The 17,281-nt window shown below is 70.5% G+C and carries 11 protein-coding genes; 1 reads left to right on the forward strand and 10 read right to left on the reverse strand.

From position 1 onward, the window contains the following. Positions 1-17: 17 nt before the first annotated feature. From ACZ6TV_RS09035 to galE, 9 genes are all read right to left on the reverse strand, one after another. Positions 18-887, reverse strand: a complete 870-nt coding sequence (locus tag ACZ6TV_RS09035) for a DUF3152 domain-containing protein (RefSeq protein ID WP_465296628.1) — start codon at positions 885-887, stop codon at positions 18-20. A gap of 135 nt (positions 888-1,022) precedes the next feature. Further along, on the reverse strand, positions 1,023-3,131 hold the full coding sequence (locus ACZ6TV_RS09040; protein WP_465296629.1) for a ThuA domain-containing protein: 2,109 nt from the start codon (positions 3,129-3,131) through the stop codon (positions 1,023-1,025). 60 nt (positions 3,132-3,191) lie between these two features. Beyond that, positions 3,192-5,999 carry a PQQ-dependent sugar dehydrogenase gene (locus ACZ6TV_RS09045; protein ID WP_465296630.1) on the reverse strand — a complete coding sequence of 936 codons (2,808 nt, stop codon included), beginning with the start codon at positions 5,997-5,999 and terminating at the stop codon, positions 3,192-3,194. A gap of 371 nt (positions 6,000-6,370) precedes the next feature. Next, entirely contained in the window at positions 6,371-7,282 is a 912-nt protein-coding gene (locus ACZ6TV_RS09050; protein ID WP_465296631.1) for an endo alpha-1,4 polygalactosaminidase, read from the reverse strand. After that, entirely contained in the window at positions 7,279-7,926 is a 648-nt protein-coding gene (locus ACZ6TV_RS09055) for a spherulation-specific family 4 protein (RefSeq protein WP_465296632.1), read from the reverse strand. Before ACZ6TV_RS09055 ends, ACZ6TV_RS09050 begins: the two co-directional genes overlap by 4 nt. Continuing rightward, positions 7,923-9,374, reverse strand: a complete 1,452-nt coding sequence (locus tag ACZ6TV_RS09060) for a hypothetical protein (RefSeq protein WP_465296633.1) — start codon at positions 9,372-9,374, stop codon at positions 7,923-7,925. The genes ACZ6TV_RS09055 and ACZ6TV_RS09060 overlap by 4 nt, the downstream gene beginning before the upstream one ends. Positions 9,375-9,586: 212 nt before the next feature. Further along, positions 9,587-11,050: a GT4 family glycosyltransferase PelF gene (gene pelF / locus ACZ6TV_RS09065; protein ID WP_465296634.1), complete on the reverse strand. Its 1,464-nt coding sequence runs from the start codon at positions 11,048-11,050 to the stop codon at positions 9,587-9,589. Between the two features lie 9 nt (positions 11,051-11,059). After that, complete coding sequence (locus ACZ6TV_RS09070) at positions 11,060-13,072, reverse strand: hypothetical protein (protein WP_465296635.1); 2,013 nt, start codon at positions 13,070-13,072, stop codon at positions 11,060-11,062. Between the two features lie 55 nt (positions 13,073-13,127). Beyond that, on the reverse strand, positions 13,128-14,099 hold the full coding sequence (gene galE, locus ACZ6TV_RS09075; protein ID WP_465296636.1) for a UDP-glucose 4-epimerase GalE: 972 nt from the start codon (positions 14,097-14,099) through the stop codon (positions 13,128-13,130). A 258-nt stretch (positions 14,100-14,357) separates the two neighbouring features. Between galE and ACZ6TV_RS09080 the strand changes: the two genes are divergently transcribed. After that, complete coding sequence (locus ACZ6TV_RS09080; RefSeq protein WP_465296637.1) at positions 14,358-15,923, forward strand: GGDEF domain-containing protein; 1,566 nt, start codon at positions 14,358-14,360, stop codon at positions 15,921-15,923. 375 nt (positions 15,924-16,298) lie between these two features. Here ACZ6TV_RS09080 and hemB read toward each other — a convergent pair whose 3' ends face one another. Then, on the reverse strand, positions 16,299-17,279 hold the full coding sequence (hemB, locus tag ACZ6TV_RS09085) for a porphobilinogen synthase (RefSeq protein ID WP_465296638.1): 981 nt from the start codon (positions 17,277-17,279) through the stop codon (positions 16,299-16,301). Between the last annotated feature and the right edge of the window lie 2 nt (positions 17,280-17,281).

A 17,281-nucleotide genomic window follows, 5' to 3' on the forward strand; every position in this document is an offset into this window, starting at 1 on the left:
ACCCCGCCGGTCAGGTGTCAGCTGGGCGCCCAGGGGCCCTGGACGAAGGTTCCGTCCGCGGTGAACGGGAACGAGTTGTAGGCGCACCCGTTGAGCGCGATCGTCTGGGTCTGCATGATCGGCGCCGGGCCGGAGCCGGGGCACTTCATGTGGTCGAAGCCCAGGAAGTGACCCATCTCGTGGTTGACGGTGTTGGCGTGGAAGTCCACACCCGGCGCCCCGTCGATGCCTTTCAGCCAGCGGCGCAGGTTGAGCAGGATCGTCTGCCCGTAGCGGCACGAGTAGATGCCCTGGGTGGTGACGCCGACGGCCTTGCAGAGCTTGTCGACGGTGCCGGGGGTGGCCAGGCGCAGCCGCACGCTGTAGTCCTCGCCGCTGACCCGCTGGAACGACCAGCTGGCGTCGGTGAGCTTGTTCGACGGGTACGTCACCGGGTGCGCGGCCGACACCGTCCAGCCGAGCTCGGCGCCGAGGGCCCGCTCGACCTCGGCGGCGGTCTTCTCCGGCGTCCAGACCGGGTTTGTGCCCCACTGGATGCCGTTCTCGACCTCGACGCGATACCTGACGAGCGTCGTGCCCGTGCCGGCGATCCCGGTCCCGCCGCCCGCGACGGTGAACGTGCCCGCCGCCGTGGCCGGCACCCCGTCGCCGCCGGGCGCGGGCGGCTTCGCCCGCCGGTGTCCCCGCCCGCCGCGACCTGCTTCTTCAGCGTCGCCGACGGCTTCGGCGCCGGCTTCTTGCTGGCCGGCGGTCTGGCCGAGGCGGATGCGGAGGGCGAGGGCGAGGGCGACGCGGACGCCGGCGGCGCCTCGGCCGGGGGCGACGGGAGCGCCACTGCATCCGGTGCACCCGCCACCGCATCGGACTTGCCCGGTTTGCCGCCACACGCGGTCAGCCCGAGGGTGACCACCAACGCCAGCGCGAACCCCGCTCGTGTCCCCAGCACTCCGGCAGCCTATCCATCGCACGCACACGATGAGGGCCCCGGGGACTGCCCCGGGGCCCTCATCAGCGGTGATCAGTTACGGAAGGATCCACTTCTGGTTGGCCGGCGGGCCCGCGACGCAGGTCCACAGGTGCACGACCGTGCTGTCCGCGGAGTTGTTGCCGGACACGTCGAGGCACTTGCCCGACTGCGGGTTGCGCAGCGTGCCGTCGGCGTTCGGCGCCCAGTTCTGCGCGCCGGAGCCGTTGCACGTCCACAGCTGGATCTTCGTACCGTCGGCGCTGCCGCCACCGGAGATGTCCAGGCACTTGCCGAGCGCCCGCAGGGTCTGGCCGTTGCGGGTCCAGGTCTGCGCACCGGAGTTGTTGCAGGTGTAGATCTGGATCTGGGTGCCGTCGGCGGTGCCGCTGGAGCGGACGTCGAGGCACTTGCCGGCGAGACCCTTGATCGGGCCGACCCCGGTCGGCGGCGTGCCCGTCTTGACGAACGTGATGTCGTCGACGTCGAACAGGCCGGTGCCCGTGCCGGTGAACGTGAGGAAGATGTTCGCGTTGCCCGACGGGACCCCGGACAGCGTGGTCGTCACGTTGGCGTACGTGTCCCAGCTGCCGGTGTTCGGCACGTTGACGGTGCCGAGGATCGTGCCGGTCTGCGAGCCGTTGCGGATCTGGATCTGGCCACCGGCGCCGCCGGACACGACCCGCGCCCGGAAGGACGTGGCGCCGCCGACGTTGACGTTGTTGTAGCCGGCCCAGTCGCCCGGGTCGATGTAGCCGAGGGTCTGGCCGTTGTTGGCGCCCGCCTTGGTGAACGCCTGCGCGCCGTTGACCGAGCTGAACGACTCGGCCTGCACGGTCACGTCGGTCGGCTGCGGGTTCGTGCCCAGCTCCTTGACCCGCACGTTGCGGAACGAGGCGGTGTCGCCGGAGCCGTGGTTCTGGATGCCGATGTACCCGTCGAGGTTGCGGGCCGGGTCGGTGTTGGTGAAGTCGTTGATCAGCGAGCCGTTGAGGTAGATCCGGATCCGCTGACCCTCGACGAGCAGCTCGTAGGTGTTCCACTCGCCGGCCGGGTTGAGCGCCGCGTCACGGGCCGCGATGTCCGCGGACTTGAACGTGTAGACGGCGCCGGTGGTGCGGTCGGCGGCGTCGGTCGCGTCGATCTGGATCTCGTAGCCCTGGTTGACGGCGACCCACGGGTCGTTACCGGGGTTCGGGAAGCCGACGAAGATGCCGGAGTTGCTGTCGCCGGTGAGCCGCCAGTCCGCCTTCAGCGAGTACGAGGTGTACTGCTTCGCGCTGTACCAGAACAGGCCCATGCCGCCGGTCGAGGTCAGCGTCGCGTCGGAGTTGGTGAAGCTGCCCGGACCCGCCTGCGACCAGCCGGTCGTGGAGCCGTTGTAGATCGCGGTGTACCCGGTCTCCGCGCGGCAGTCGGCCTTGGCCCGCTTCGAGGCGTACCGCAGACCACCGAGGAGCTGGTTGCGGAAGTTGCCGTCGGCGTACGACTCCTGCGTGTGCCCGAAACCGGTGTAGAACGAGCGGCCGCTGTCGATCGTCTTACACCAGGTGATCGGGTGGTCCGCGCCCATCGAGCCGCCGGAGTAGGACGACTCGTCGAGCGTGGCCAGGACGCGGGCGCCGCTGCGCGGGTTGGTCTGGTAGTTGTACAGCTCGTCGGTGCGGGTCCAGGTCTGCGGCAGGTGCGCCGAGGCCGGGTGGGCCCGGTTCTCGGTCTTCGAGTTGACCTGCTGGATCGCCGGGTGCGAGGCGAACCACGCGCCGACGAGGTTGCCGTAGAACGGCCAGCTGTACTCGGTGTCCGCGGCCGCGTGGACGCCGACGTACCCGCCGCCGCCGCGGATGTAGGACTCGAACGCCGTCTGCTGCGTGTCGTTGAGCACGTCACCGGTGGTGTTGAGGAACACGACCGCCTCGTACTGCGCGAGGTTCGCCGTGGTGAACTTCGTCGCGTCCTCGGTGGCGGTCACGGTGAAGTTGTTCGCCGCGCCCAGCTGCTGGATCGCGGTGATGCCGGCCGGGATGGCGTCGTGGCGGAAGCCGGCGGTCTTGGAGAACACGAGCACGTCGTAGGGCGCGTCGGCGGCGACGGCCGGGGTGGCGGCGGACAGGGTGCCGGCGGCGAGGGCGATGGCGGCGCCCGCTCCGGCGAGAATTCTGCGCACTAGCACTCCTTAGCAGGGAGGGAGGCGCCCGTGTGGCGGCACGGGCGCCCGATCACCTCGTTAGGGCAGGGTCCACTTCTGGTTGGCCGGCGGACCTGCGACGCAGGTCCACAGGTGCACGACCGTGCTGTCCGCGGAGTTGTTGCCGGACACGTCGAGGCACTTGCCCGACTGCGGGTTGCGCAGCGTGCCGTCGGCGTTCGGCGCCCAGTTCTGCGCGCCGGAGCCGTTGCACGTCCACAGCTGGATCTTCGTACCGTCGGCGCTGCCGCCACCGGAGATGTCCAGGCACTTGCCGAGCGACTGGAGCGTCTGACCGGAGCGGGTCCAGGTCTGCGCGTTGGTGCCGTTGCAGGTGTACAGCTGGATCTGCGTGCCGTCGGCGGTGGCGGCGCTGCGCACGTCGAGGCACTTGCCGGCGAGGCCCTTGACCGGGCCGACGCCACTGTTGCTGGTCGTGAACGTGAAGCTGTCCACGTCGAACAGTGCGGCGGTGCCGGTGCCGGCGAACGTCACGAACAGCGACGTGGTGCCGGCCGGCGCGCCGGAGATCGGCGCGGTCACCGTCGTGAACGTCTCCCACGAGCCCGTCACCGGGATCGTCGCGGAGCCGATGATCGGACCCGTCGCCGAGCCCGTGCGGAACTGCACGGTGCCGCCGGTGCCGCCGGAAGACGCCCGGACGGCGACACTCGTGGCGTTGTTCAGCTTGTACGGGTCGAACTGGATCCAGTCGCCGTTGTTGATGTCGCCGACCGTCTTGCCACCCTCGGCCGTCGTCTTCGTGAACGTGTTGATCCCCGACGACGTCTTGAAGTGCTCCGCCTGCCGCTTGCGCGGCTGGAGGATGTTCTGCGCGTGCACGGTCAGCCCGCCGTTGTCGGTGTACTGCGCGTCGAAGATCGGGAAGATGTTCGCCGCGTCGTCGTGCTCACCGTCGACCGGGATGTTGATCGTGCCCGTGCAGCCGTTCTGCGAGGTGATCTGGTGTGCGTGCTGGTCGTGGCCGAGCACGTAGGTCATCGTGATCCGCGAGCAGGCGACCGTGCCGTCCTCCGGGTCGGTGACCGTGACGCTCCACGGCACGCTGTCACCGAAGGACACCAGCTGGCCCTTCGCCGGCAGGTTCACCGTGACCGTCGGCGCGGTGTTGCCGACGCTGATCAGCACGCTGGACGTCGCGGGCGCGTTCTGGTTGTCCCGCACCGTCAGCGTCGCGGTGTAGTTGCCGTTGGTGTTGTAGGTGTACGACGGGTTCGCGGCGGTCGAGTCCTGGGTGCCGTTGCCGTCGAAGTCCCACGAGTAGGTGAGCGGGCCGCCCTCCGGGTCGCTGGACCCGGCGGAGGAGAACGTCACCGCGAGCGGCGCCGCACCGGAGGTCTTGTTCGCGCTGGCGACGGCGGTGGGGGCGCGGTTGCCGCCGCCGACGTAGTCGTAGCGGTACAGGGCCGAGTTGGCGTCGCCGTTGAAGTAGCCGGTGCCGTAGTCCAGGACGTACAGCGCGCCGTCGGGGCCGAACTGCATGTCCATGACCTGCTTGCCGCCCCACGGGAACGTGTCGATCGCGCCGCGGCTGCCGTCGCTGTTGACGACGATCGGCTTGATCCAGCCACGCCCGAACTCACCGGCGAAGAACATGCCGTTGAACGCGGCCGGCCACTTCGTCGCCGACGGGTTCGCCGCGTCGTAGCGGTACACGGGGCCGCCCATCGGCGACTCGGAGCCGCCGCCGAACTCGGCCGGGGTGCCGCTGTCGCCGCCGTACTTGATCCACGCCGGACGCGCCGCGGGCAGCGTGCCCAGGCCCGTGTTGCGGAACGAGTTGTTCGTCGGCCCGCCCGCGCAGTTGTACTTGGCGCCACCGGTGCCGGCGGCGAAGTCCCACTCGTTGTAGATCTCGGTGCTGGTGTTCGAGCCGGTGCAGTACGGCCAGCCGTAGTTGCCGGGCGACGTGATCCGGTTGAACTCGACCTGCCCGGACGGGCCACGGTTGGCGCTGGTGGTGCCGGCGTCGGGGCCGTAGTCACCGACGTAGACGATGCCGGTGGCCTTGTCGACGCTCATCCGGAACGGGTTGCGGAAGCCCATCGCGTAGATCTCGGCCCGGGTGTTGGCGGTGCCCGGCGCGAAGAGGTTGCCCGACGGGATGCTGTACGTGCCGTTGGCGTTGACCTTGATCCGCAGGATCTTGCCCCGCAGGTCGTTGGTGTTGCCGGCGGAACGCTGCGCGTCGTAGGCCGGGTTGCGGTTCGTCCGCTCATCGAGGGGCGAGTAGCCGGCGGAGTCGAACGGGTTGGAGTCGTCACCGGTCGACAGGTAGAGGTTGCCGGCCGCGTCGAAGTCGATGTCGCCGCCGACGTGGCAGCAGATGCCCCGGTTGGCGGGCACGTCCAGGATGTTGACCTGGCTGCTCATGTTGACGGTGAAGTTCGCGTTGAGCGTGAACCGGGAGAGGCGGTTGACCCCGGTCCAGGTGGCCCAGTCGGTGGCGGTGCCGGTGGCCGGCGCGTCGCCCGCGGGGGTGCTCAGCGGGGGCGCGTAGTACAGGTAGATGTAGCGGTTGCTGGCGAAGTTCGGGTCTGCCGCGACGCCCTGCAGGCCTTCCTCGTCGTGCTGGTAGACGGGGATGTTGGCGATCACGCTCGTGGTGCCGTTGGCGTCGGTGCGACGCAGCGTGCCGTTGCGGGCGGTGTGCAGGACCGAGCGGTCGGGCAGGACCGAGATGGTCAGCGGCTCGCCGACCTCGGGCTCACCCTTGGCGAGCGTGACCTGCTGGAAGTCTGCCGCGTTGATCGCCGCTGCCGCGGGCGTGGCCTGGACGACCAGGGCGCTGACGCTCGCCGAGACAAGAAGTAGAGCGGCGCCCATCGGCCGCCATCGATGACGTGAGGGTTGTTGGTTCACTGTGATCCCTTCCCTGACTGAACGTGCCAGGCAGGGCGCGCGCCGCCGCGCCGGATGCCGTGTGCCTCCGCGACGCTGGGATGCCCATCGATATGTCCGCTGCCGACGGATACATTGACGAAACAGTCCAGTGTCGTGCAGGACACACTAGGAGCTTCGAACCAACCTGTCCACACTTTCCGATGCCTTGGCATGAACTTTCGCTGGACTAACCAAAAGTCACCGCTTCGTCGCGGCGGAACGATGCAGTATGGTGGGTGTATCGTCCGACAAGAAATTTGGTCGGTGGGTGTAGGCTTAGGTTTGGAGGAGCGCCGCGGACCGGCCCGGTCGCGTCAACACGTCTGGCGCCACGCGTCGAGGTCTTCCTTCTTCTTCATCGACGAGAAGCGCAGGGCGGTGGTCTTCGGGCAGAACTTGGCGGTGTCGACGTCGTATTCGACGTGGAAGACGGGCTTGCCGGCGGCGATGAAGACCTTGAGGGCGTCGCACTCGTCGTAGTGCGCGCACTCCTCGTTGACCGCGAAGTCGAACGAGGGCGCCAGCGCCTCGGCCTGCTCGACGTCGTTCTTCAGGCCGACGGCGAGACCGAGCCCGTGCGCGAGGTCGGCGAGACGCCGGTTGAAGGTGAGCTGGTCCTCGGCGGTGAGCGGGAAGCCGCTGTTGTTGGCGTAGCCGTCGACGTTGTCGGGCTCGACGGCGTCGAAGCCCTTGTCCTTGCACATCTTGAACCGGGCCGCCAGCAGCGGCTGGAGAGTGTCCCAGCGGCGGATGTCGAGCCACTTCTCGCCGGGCCAGCCCTCCAGGCCCTTGCCGCGCACCGACTCGGGGAAGTTCCCGGCGTCCGCGCGGAAGTCCTCGTGGGCGCCGGCGTTGACGTAGCAGATGACGCGGCGGCCGGCCGCCTTCAGCTTCGCGACGTCCTCGGCAGACGTGGTGACGGCGTCGACGTCGTACACGTCGGCGGCCACGGACGTGTCGAGTTTGCCGGTCAGCTGCCACTGCCAGGTGACCCCGACCGCGGGTTTCCACCAGCCTGTGGCGGCGGGCGGCTGGGAGGACGCGGCGCCCGACGAGGGCGGCGCGGAGGCGAGGCCGCCGGCTCCGGACGGGGGGACGGCGGCGGTCTTCGGGGTGCCGCGGCCCTCGTCCGAGTCGTCGTCGCCCGGGCTCGTGCAGGCAGCGGCGTACAGGACGGTCAGCAGGACCAGGCCGCACAGGGCGAAGCGGAGCCGCCGGCCGGTCACCGGGCCGCCGCCCGCTCGCGTACGACTGTCGGGATGCCCTCGTACGGCAGCGGGGCGACGAGGTCGGTGACGAGGCCGTGCGGCGCCCGGGAGAGCAGGAGGGCGGTGGCGGCGCCGAGGCGTTCGGTGGGTACGCCGTAGACGAGGTGCGCCGCGTTCGGCCAGTCGCGGCCGTCGGGCAGCCCGTACGCCGGCGGGGCGTCCACATAGGACTCCCAGGGGCCTTCGAAGGTGCACACGACGTCGGCGAGGTCCGCGTAGCCGGGCAGGCACCTGGTGCCGGGGTTGAGGACGACCGATCCGCGCACCGCCCGCACCACCTGTGTCACGTAGGCGAGGCCGGCCGCGTCCGCCGGCACCTGATCGAAGAAGATACCGCCGACCGGGTACCTCGCCCAGCCGACGATGTCGCACCAGACCTCCCCGTTGGCGCGGCGGCCGTAGTCGAGGTCGACGTAGCCGAGCATCCGGACGCCGCTGCGGTGCAGGCGGGCGGTCGCGACGGCGTACACCTCGTCGCGGTCGGCGCCGCCGGGGCCGTTGTGGACGTTGACGATCGCGGTGGGGCGTTCGGTGCTGCGGCACAGCGCGTCCCACGCGTCGGGGTCGGCGAGGGGGTGGACGTACATCGGCAGGAGCATCATCGGTAACTCTCCGGGTCGCGCAGGACGAGCGCCGCGACGGCGAGGCCGGGGAGGCCGGCTCCGAGGAGGGTCGCGACGGCGAGGGTTTCGGTGAACGTGGGTGCCACGTGCACGAGTGCGGGTGCCCAGTGTCCGACGCCCGCGACGAGCAGGGTCGGCCACCAGACGACGAGGGCGGCGGTGCCGGCCCGGCCGTGCGCGGCGAGGACGAGGCACAGCGCGTACACGCCGGTGAGCAGGATCGCGGCGGCGAGGGGTTGTCCGTCTGGTCCGGCGATGCCGACCCAGACGGCGCCGGCGATCGCGGCGCCGAGCGCGACGGGGATGCACAGGACGGCGACGGTGCCTTTGCTGATCCGGGCGAGCCGCCGGTCGAACGCGCCCCGGTCGGCGAGGACGGCGCGGGCGTACGCGATGCGCCGTTGATGCCAGACGAGCGTGAGTTCGATCAGGGGTACCCCGATGAGCAGGGGCACGGCTTCGACGGGCACGCGGTGGGGTGCGATCCCGTCGAGGGCGACGGCGCGCAGGAGCGCGGCCTGGCCGGTGCCGACGAGTCCGTAGAGCAGGGCGTAGCCGATGTCGCCGCGCCATGACCGCCATCGCCGCCAGGGCATGCGGCCGCTGACGTCGGCGCCGACGACGGGGCGGAACGCGACGGCGAGGAGGCCCGTGACGCCGCAGAGCAGGGCGGTCACCGCCCACGGGCCGGCGCCGAGGGCGATGAACGCGGTGGCGATCCAGCAGGGCGCGGCGGCGGCGAGGACGACGCGTTCGCGGCCGGTGACGAGGGCGACGGCGGCGACCGCGAACAACGCGAGTTGGACGGCGGCGATGGTGTACGCCCGGAGGCCGGTGCCGGCGAGTGCGAGTGACCAGAGGGCGGCGACGGTGAGGAATCCGGTGCCGAGGAGCCGGGCGGCGGCGGTGACGCCCCGTTCGGACAGTGCCCGGTAGCCGAGGTATGACAGGGCTTGTCCGCCGCCCCAGCCGAGCAGGAGGGTGCCGGTGGTGGCGAGTTGCGGTGCGCCGTCGACCTCGGCGGCGGCGCCGAGCCCGATCGCCAGGGGGGTCAGGTAGATCGCTGCCCGGGTGAGGGTGTCGGTGATGACGGCTCGTGGTGTCGGGCCGTCTTCCAGCGGTGTCGCCTGTACGACGGTGTGCGCGGTGTCGATGGTGCGGGCGACGACGCGTCCGGCGAGCGCGAATACCGAGGGCAGTCCGTATTCGCGGTCGGCGACGCGGTCGTTGATGCCGTTGGCTTCGAGGATCGCGGCGACCTCGTCGACGTCGACGGCGCTGACGCAGTCCTCGAGCATCCGGTCGGCGAGGGCGGCGACTGGGTCGGTGGAGACGCGCCCGACGAACCGCAGCGACTCCCCGCGGTCCAGCAGTGGTGGCCGGGCCCGCCGCTGCGTGGGCACCAGGAGCAGCGAGTCGGCGCTCATGCCGCCACCTCCGCTGCGCTCCGGCGTCGGCCTGAGCTCAAACTGCGCCAATGATTCGCAACCACTCCGCTACGCTCCGGGCCGCTCACGCCGCCACCTCCGCTGCGCTCCGGCGTCGGCCTGAGCCAGAACTGCGCCAATGATTCGCAACCACTCCGCTACGCTCCGGGCCGCTCACGCCGCCACCTCCGCTGCGCTGCGCTGTGGGACGCTCATGCGGGCACCAGGATCTGGTCGGGGACGGGTGCGGTGGCGATGACTCGGCTGTCCGTCAGCTGCAGGTACCGGCCGCGGTAGGCGGTCAGGCAGCGGTCCAGCGTGTGTTCCCGCAGGGCTCGCTGCTGACCGTTTTGGCTGGTCACGGCCCGCAGGTCCGGGGAGGTGAGCAGTGCGATGCACGCCTCGCCGAATGCCTGCGGGTCGCGCGGCGGCACGATGAGCCCGGCGTCGCCGACGGCTTCGGCGACGCCGCCGACGTCGGTGCTGACGGTCGGCCGGCCGCACATCATGGCTTCGAGGACGGTGTAGGGCATGCCTTCGGAGATGCTGGACAGTGCCGCGATCTGCCCGGCTTCGAACGCGTCGCGGCTGGACGTGCACGGGCCGGCCCAGGTGACGGCGTCGGTGAGGCCGAGGCCGGCGGCGGTGTCGCGGCAGGCGGCGGCGTAGGCCTCGTTGCCGGCGGGGACGGGCCCGGCGAGGTGCAGCCGTGCTTCCGGCACCTGTTCCCGGACGACGGCGAGGGCGCGGATGAGGGTCTCCAGGTCTTTGAGCGGGTCGATCCGTCCGACCCAGGAGATGACGGGGTCGGCGGGTTCGCCGGTGAGCGGGGGGAAGCGGGCGGGGTCGACGCCGTTGCCGATGACGGCGAGTTTCGCCGGGTCGGCGCCGTGCCGGACGGCCCATCGTGAGTTGAATCCGCTGACGGGGGTGATGAGGTCCGATTCCCAGTAGGCGAGGCGGGCGAGGGCGCGGTGGAAGCGCAGCAGGGCGGTTTTGACGCCGGGTGGTTGGTCGCCGGAGGCGAGGTACCGTTCGCGGAGGTAGACGCCGTGTTCGGTCATGAGGAACGGGACGCCGCTGCGCCATTTCGCGGCGAGGGCGATCATGGATGACAGGCCGTTGGCGTTGGCGTGCACGAGGTCGGTGTCTTCGGGGATCTCGGCGGCGAGTGGGCGCAGGGCGTGTTCGAGCAGGACGCCGGCGACGTCCGCGTCGCGGAGGGTGAGCCGGGGCAGGTGGATGCCGTCGGCTCGGGCGCGGGCCCACGCGTCGAGCAGGATGTCGGCGAGTCTGACCCCGGCGAGGGGGTGCCGGCCGGTGCGGGTTTTGGAGAACCGGCCGGGGCGGGGCCGCGCGAGCTCGGCGAGCTCGCGCAGCCCTTCGGTGAAGACGACGAGGTCGGCCGCGGTGTCGCCGAGCATTCCGCGGCACAGCCGGGCGGCGGCCCGTTCGGGTTTGCCGCGGGCTGGGCGGGCGGTGCCCCAGACCGGGACCGCGGTCAGTGACCGGACGTTGCCGGGCAGTTCGACCGCGGGCCGGTCCGGTTCGGTGCCGACGATGGCGACGAGGTCCCAGTGCACGTCGGACAGTCCGCGCACCAGCTGGTTGCACCAGGTGCTGACGCCGCCGGTGACGTACGGGTAGGTGCCTTCGTTGACGAGGACGACACGCACGGCGCGACCTCAGCTGCCGAGTTTCAGCTGCTGCGTGCCGTTGCGGGCGAGGTTTCTCCAGGTTGAGCGTTCGCCGCCGTAGGCGTCGCCGAAGGTGCCGCCGATGATTTCGATGCCGAGCAGGGAGATGGTGATGAGTTTGGTGCCGTTGGGCATGGTGATCGGGATGTCGAGGGCGCCGGTGCTCTTGTTGACGATGGTGACGCGCCCGTCGAGGGTGTAGGCCTCCACGGTGCGGGCCTGCAGCGCGGCGGCCCATGCGGCCTGTCGTTTGTTCTGCAGTGCGGTGTCGGCGAACTTGGGGTTCACGACGGGGGTGGCGCTGGTGTATGTGGCGGTGTACCGGTCGAGGATGGCGTCGAGGACGGGGTAGAGGATGCGGTCCTCGGCGAGGTTCGACTGGTGTGCGTAGTGCGGTGCGGGGCTGGTGGAGACGACGTGGTCGTAAGCGATGCGGGCTTCGATGGGCACGATGTACGTGTCGAAGCCGTTGGCGCCGAGCGGGGTGATGCAGGTGGAGGCGGGGTTGTTCTCGCAGATCCCGCTGCCGCCGTTGGCTCGGCTGGTGTAGATCCAGTTGTATTCGTCGACCTCTTCGGCTTTCGTGGCGACGTTGTAGTAGATGTTCATCGGGTAGCGGGGCACGGTGACGGCGTTGCCGATGCCGCGGGTGGTCTGTTCGCGGCTGGCGTCGGAGGCGATGTATTTGACGCCGGTGGCGTTGAGCGCGGCGGCGAGGTTGGGGTTGTCGGCCGGCATCTGCGGGAGTGTTTTGAGCCCTGAGTGTTCGCCGGTGACGAGTTCGCCGGCGTCGATCGTGATGCCTTTGCTCTTGGCCCAGTCGACGTTGGTTTTGATCTGTGTGGTGATCTCGGCCTGGGTCGCCCACCGGGTGCCGCCGTAGCCGTCGGTGGCGCATTTCCAGGGTGTGACGGTGAAGTCCTGGACGCAGCCGAGGTACGGGTGTTCGTAGGTGTGGTTGATCCAGCGGAACTGGTTCTTGTTGTTGACCATGGTGGTGGTGAGGGGGTCGCCGGTGCCGGCTTCGACGCTGCCGCCGCCGTTGTAGGCGATGTCGAGTTTCAGGTCGTTGGCCTGTTGCCACGCGATGAGTGCCTGGACGTCGGCGGGGGTCATCCGGATCGGGGTGTTCTGTACGTCGGGGGCGCAGTCGTCGCCGACGGTGCAGTTGTGGGTGGTGTCCCACCGGTCGTCGGGCAGGAACACGTCGTCGATGTGGACGCTGAGGTAGTTGCGGGTGTGGCCGAGGTGGATGCCTTTGGTGAGCCAGGTGATGAGGCCGTGGCCGAGTTCCATCGCGTGGGTCTGGTAGCGGTTCGCGGCGAGGGTGACGACGAGTTCTTCGCGGCCGTCGTGGGTGTAGACGCCCATGAGGGAGCCGGTGGGGGCGCCTTGGACGGTGCCGGTGACGAGTGGGGTGAAGGTCGCGCCGGCCGCCGCTGTACCGAGGTATCCGTAGGATTCGATGACGTTGGGGTCGCGGTCGTCGATGCGGACGGTGCCGTTGAGGTAGCCGAAGCCGGCGGCCTTGCCGGCGTCGGTGACGTTCATGGTGGCGCCGTCGAGGACGCCGCTCCATGCGAGGTCCTGGCCGACGTTGGGGTTGGCCCAGGTGTACGCGTCGATCTGGCGGATCTTGAATTCGCGTTCGAAGTCGGCGAGGGCGGTGGCTTCGGTGCCGGTGACCGCGCTTTCGTTCGGCACGATCACGCCTTGGAACTTGGCGCGGCGGACGCCGCTGACGGAGTCGGCGAGGTAGGCGGCGGTGATCTGCTGGCGGCCGGCGGCGGCGAGCTGGAGCGCGTCGTGGGGGACGCCTTCACGGTCGAGTTGGGCGCGGAGCATGTCGATGCCGGTGCTGCCGTCGTCGAGGACGAGGACGCGCAGGTCGATGCGCTGTTTCGGGGTGGCGGCGAGGGCGGGTGTGGTGACGAGGAAGCCGGTGAGGGCGACGAGCGCGCAGGCACCGGCGAGGGTTCGCCGGCGGATCCGTAACTTCAACGTGCTGCTCCTTCGGGGGGATCTTCGGGGGCATTGCGTTTCAGGTTGCTTGGGCTTACGCGGCTTGGGTTTCCGGTACGGGGTTGGCGGCGGCGCTGCGGACGATGTCGTCGAGGTCGTGGCGGGCGTGCCAGCCGAGCAGTTCGCGGATGCGGTCCGGGGAGGCGACGACCGCTGCGGGGTCGCCGGTCCGGCGGGGTTGCGTGACGTACGGCAGTGGGTGGCCGAGCGCGGCGGCTACGGCGTCGATCATCTGCAGGACGGAGGCGCCTTCGCCGCGGCCGATGTTGAGGACCTCGTCGTGGATGTCCCGGTGCCGTAGTGCGAGGGCGGCTCTGACGTGTGCGTCGGCGATGTCGGCGACGTGGACGTAGTCGCGGACGGCGGTGCCGTCGGGGGTCGGGTAGTCGTCGCCGTAGACGGTCGCGGGGATGCCTCGGGTGGCGGCGTGCAGCAGGCGGGGTACGAGGTTGGTGCCGCCGGTGTCGCGCAGGTGCGGCGCGCCGGCGCCGGCGACGTTGAAGTAGCGCAGCGCGCACCAGCCGAAGCCGGCGCTGGCGGCCGCGTCGCGCAGCATCCATTCGCCGATGAGTTTGGTCCGGCCGTAGGCGTTCTCGGGTGCGGTGCGGTCGAGTTCGGTGACCGGTGAGTGGGACGGCGTGCCGTACACGGCGGCGCTGGAGGAGAACAGGACCGACGGGGTGCCGGTGGCGGCGACGGCGGCGAGGACGGATCGCAGGCCGTCGAGGTTGTCCTGGTAGTAGCGCAGCGGGTGGGCGGTCGACTCGGCGACGTCCTTGCGGGCGGCGAGGTGGATGACGCCATCGGGCCGGTGGCGGCGGAACAGTTCGCGCATCGTGGTGCTGTCGCGCACGTCGGCGCGCACCAGCGGCACTCCGAGTGGCAGGCGGGCGGCGCGCCCGGTCGAGAGGTCGTCGACGACGACCGATTCGACTCCGGACTCACCGAGGGCGGTGACGACGTGCGCGCCGATGTATCCGGCGCCTCCAGTGACAAGCCATCTCACGATGGGGGCAACGAGGGTCTATCACTACGAATCGGGCAACTGTCGGGTTCCTGACAGTTGGTGCACCCGAAAGTCCTATCGAAGTCCCTCCACCGGTCCCGTAACCCCAGTGTGCACCCCGGCCGGACCTGCATGTTCCCTTTTTATGGCGAAACGCCCGAAATGTACGTCCTGCGGGAGTGAGGCGCGTCGCAACGCTCATCCCCGCCCCCGCCCTGCCGACGACAGGTGCGAGACCGCCGCGAGGAGGGGACGCACATGCCAGACGCCCGGCTGCCCATCCCCCTGTGGCCGTTCGGCCCGCACCACGCGCTGGCGCTGCAGGTGCACGAGCTGACCGTGCAGGGCCGCAACTCCGAGGCCCTCGAGCTCGCCGACCGGCTCGAACACGTCGTCGGCATCCTCGGCGACGACCGCGCCACCGGCATGATCCGCCAGGGCCGCCTGTACGCGCTGATCAGCCTCGGACGGCTGCACGAGGCTCTCGAAGAAGGCGAACGCCTCCTGCACATGCACCGGGCCGGCGGTGCCCGTACCGGCGAGGCGAAGACCCTCGCGGACACCGCCGAGGTCATGATCAAGCTCGGGCTCCTCGACGAAGGCCTGCACCGCCTCGCCAGCGCGCTACGGCTGCTGGAGAGCATCCCGCGGGGCAACGTGCGGTACATCTCGGCCATGTCCTCGGTCAGCGAGGCGGCCCGCGCGGCGGAGCTGTACGAGCTCGCCGACGAGGTCGCCGCGTTCGCGGTCGGGTCCTTCACCCCCGGCACCGACCAGCGCGCCGCCGCCGAGCTGCAACGCGCCGAACTGCTCCTGGAATGGGGGCTGCGCCTGGAGCACGTCGGGCTGACCGAAGAGGCGAACGTGCGCTTCGCCCGCGCCGTCGGCCTCGTCCGGTACTGGGTGCAGAACACGTTCCACGACGCGCCTCTGGCCACCGTCCTGTACGCGCTCGGCCTGGTGAAGATCGACGACGGCGCCGTCGAGGAGTCGCTCACGCTCGCCGGCTCCCTCGTCGTGCCGCTGCGCGACAACGGCCACGAGCACGAGGCGCGGCTCGCCCACCTCGCGTACGGCATCGCGTTGCGCCGCACCGGCCGCCTCCGCGAGGCCCGCCGCGAGTTCCTGGCCGCCGACGAGCTGGCGCCGTTGAGCCCGCAGCGGCTGATCTTCCAGTACGAGCTGGCGGTGCTGGCCGCCGCCGAGCAGCCCGGCGACTCGACCGGCGCGCTGCTCAACGCGGTCCGCGCGCACGCCCGGCACCTGTGGCGGCTGCGGCTGGAACGCCGTTCGATGCTCCAGCAGGCCCGCCGGCGCGTCGACCTGGAAGCCGCCCGTGCCAGCGCCGACCGGGTCGCCGCGCAGGACGCCCTGACCGGCCTCGGCAACCGCCGCCAGTTCGACCGTCAGCTCGACCAGGTCGGAGACTCGGGCGGCTCCGTCGTCCTGCTCCTCGTGGACGTCGACCGTTTCAAAGGCATCAACGACCATTTTTCGCACATTGTCGGGGATCGGGTGCTGCGCGAGGTCGCCTCGATCCTGCGCGCCCACTGCCGCCCCGACGACACCGCGGTCCGTCTGGGCGGCGACGAGTTCGCCCTCTTCCTGCGCGCCGACCTGCCGACCGCCGCCCGCGTCGGCGAACGCATCCTCGACGTCGTCACCGCCCGCGACTGGAACCAGGTCGCCTTCGGCCTGCGCGTCACCCTGAGCATCGGCGTCGCGGCCCTGCACGAGGGCATGGACGGCCGCGAGCTGTACGACATGGCCGACCGCAACCTGTACGTCGCCAAACGCGGCGGCCGTGACCGCGTGGCCGCCTGACCTCAGCTCCCCAGCCGCCGAGACCCGACGGCCGACTGATCTCACCGGCGCTGGGCGCTGCGAGCGCGTGGTCTTCCGACCTTCCACGTCGCCGAACGCGGACGCCGAACGCGGGCACCGAACGCGGGCACCGAACACAGGCAACGAACGCGGACGCGCAACGCGGGCGCGGGGTGTGAGCGCGCGTGGCCGTGTGACGAAAACCGCGTCCGATCACCGGTCATGGAGTCGCGGCAGGCCGAGGGCCCTACGACGGCGACGCGGGGACACAGATCCAGGCCAGTGGCCAGCGTGCTGCTTCCAAAGCACCGTACAACCGCCCACCAAATCAACCGCGGAGCGTCAAACGCCGCGACTGTGCGTAGGTGAAGGGTGTCAGGGGCGGAGCAGGCGGGCGGCGTCCAGGGCCCAGTACGTGAGGATCATCTGGGCGCCGGCGCGGCGGATCGAGGTGAGGGTTTCCAGGACGACGCGGTCGCGGTCGAGCCAGCCGTTGGCGACGGCGGCCTCGACCATCGCGTATTCGCCGGAGACCTGGTAGGCGGCCACCGGTACGTCCACGGCCGCCGCGACCTTGGTCAGCACGTCGAGGTACGGCAGGGCCGGCTTGACCATGACCATGTCGGCGCCCTCCTCGACGTCGAGGGCGACCTCGCGCAGCGACTCGCGGACGTTGCCGGGGTCCTGCTGGTAGGTCTTGCGGTCGCCGACGAGGGCGGACTCGACGGCCTCGCGGAAGGGGCCGTAGAAGGCGCTGGCGTACTTGACGGCGTAGGCGAGCAGCGACACGTCGGTGTAGCCGGCCTCGTCGAGGGCCCGTCGGGCGACGCCGACCTGGCCGTCCATCATGCCGGAGGGGCCGAGGACGTGGGCGCCGGCCTCGGCCTGGGCGACGGCGAGGGCGGCGTAGGCGGCGAGGGTCGCGTCGTTGTCGACGGCGCCGGAGTCGTCGAGGACGCCGCAGTGCCCGTGCGAGGTGAACTCGTCGAGGCACAGGTCGCTCATGACGACGGTGGCGTCGCCGACCTCGGCGATGACGTCGCGGATGGCGACGTTGAGGATGCCGTCGGGGTCGGTGCCGGCGGAGCCGACCTCGTCGCGGACGGCGGGGACGCCGAAGAGCATGATGCCGCCGAGCCCTGCGTTGGCCGCTTCGACGGCGGCCTTCCGCAGGGACTCACGCGAGTGCTGGACGACGCCGGGCAGCGACGAGATGGATCGCGGCTCGGTGATGCCTTCCTTGACGAACATGGGCAGGATGAGGTTCGACGGCTCGACGTGTGTCTCGGTGACGAGTCGTCGCATGGCTGGTGAGCGACGCAGCCGGCGAGGGCGGACGGTCGGGAAACCAGCCATGA

The sequence above is a fragment of the Dactylosporangium sp. NPDC051087 genome (genome assembly GCF_055586325.1).

Bases quoted from the DNA above. Each gene is read 5' to 3' on its own strand.
- hemB (WP_465296638.1), bottom strand. From the start codon at position 17,279: ATGGCTGGTTTCCCGACCGTCCGCCCTCGCCGGCTGCGTCGCTCACCA.
- ACZ6TV_RS09045 (WP_465296630.1), bottom strand. From the start codon at position 5,999: ATGGGCGCCGCTCTACTTCTTGTCTCGGCGAGCGTCAGCGCCCTGGTC.
- ACZ6TV_RS09080 (WP_465296637.1), top strand. From the start codon at position 14,358: ATGCCAGACGCCCGGCTGCCCATCCCCCTGTGGCCGTTCGGCCCGCAC.
- ACZ6TV_RS09055 (WP_465296632.1), bottom strand. From the start codon at position 7,926: ATGATGCTCCTGCCGATGTACGTCCACCCCCTCGCCGACCCCGACGCG.
- ACZ6TV_RS09060 (WP_465296633.1), bottom strand. From the start codon at position 9,374: ATGAGCGCCGACTCGCTGCTCCTGGTGCCCACGCAGCGGCGGGCCCGG.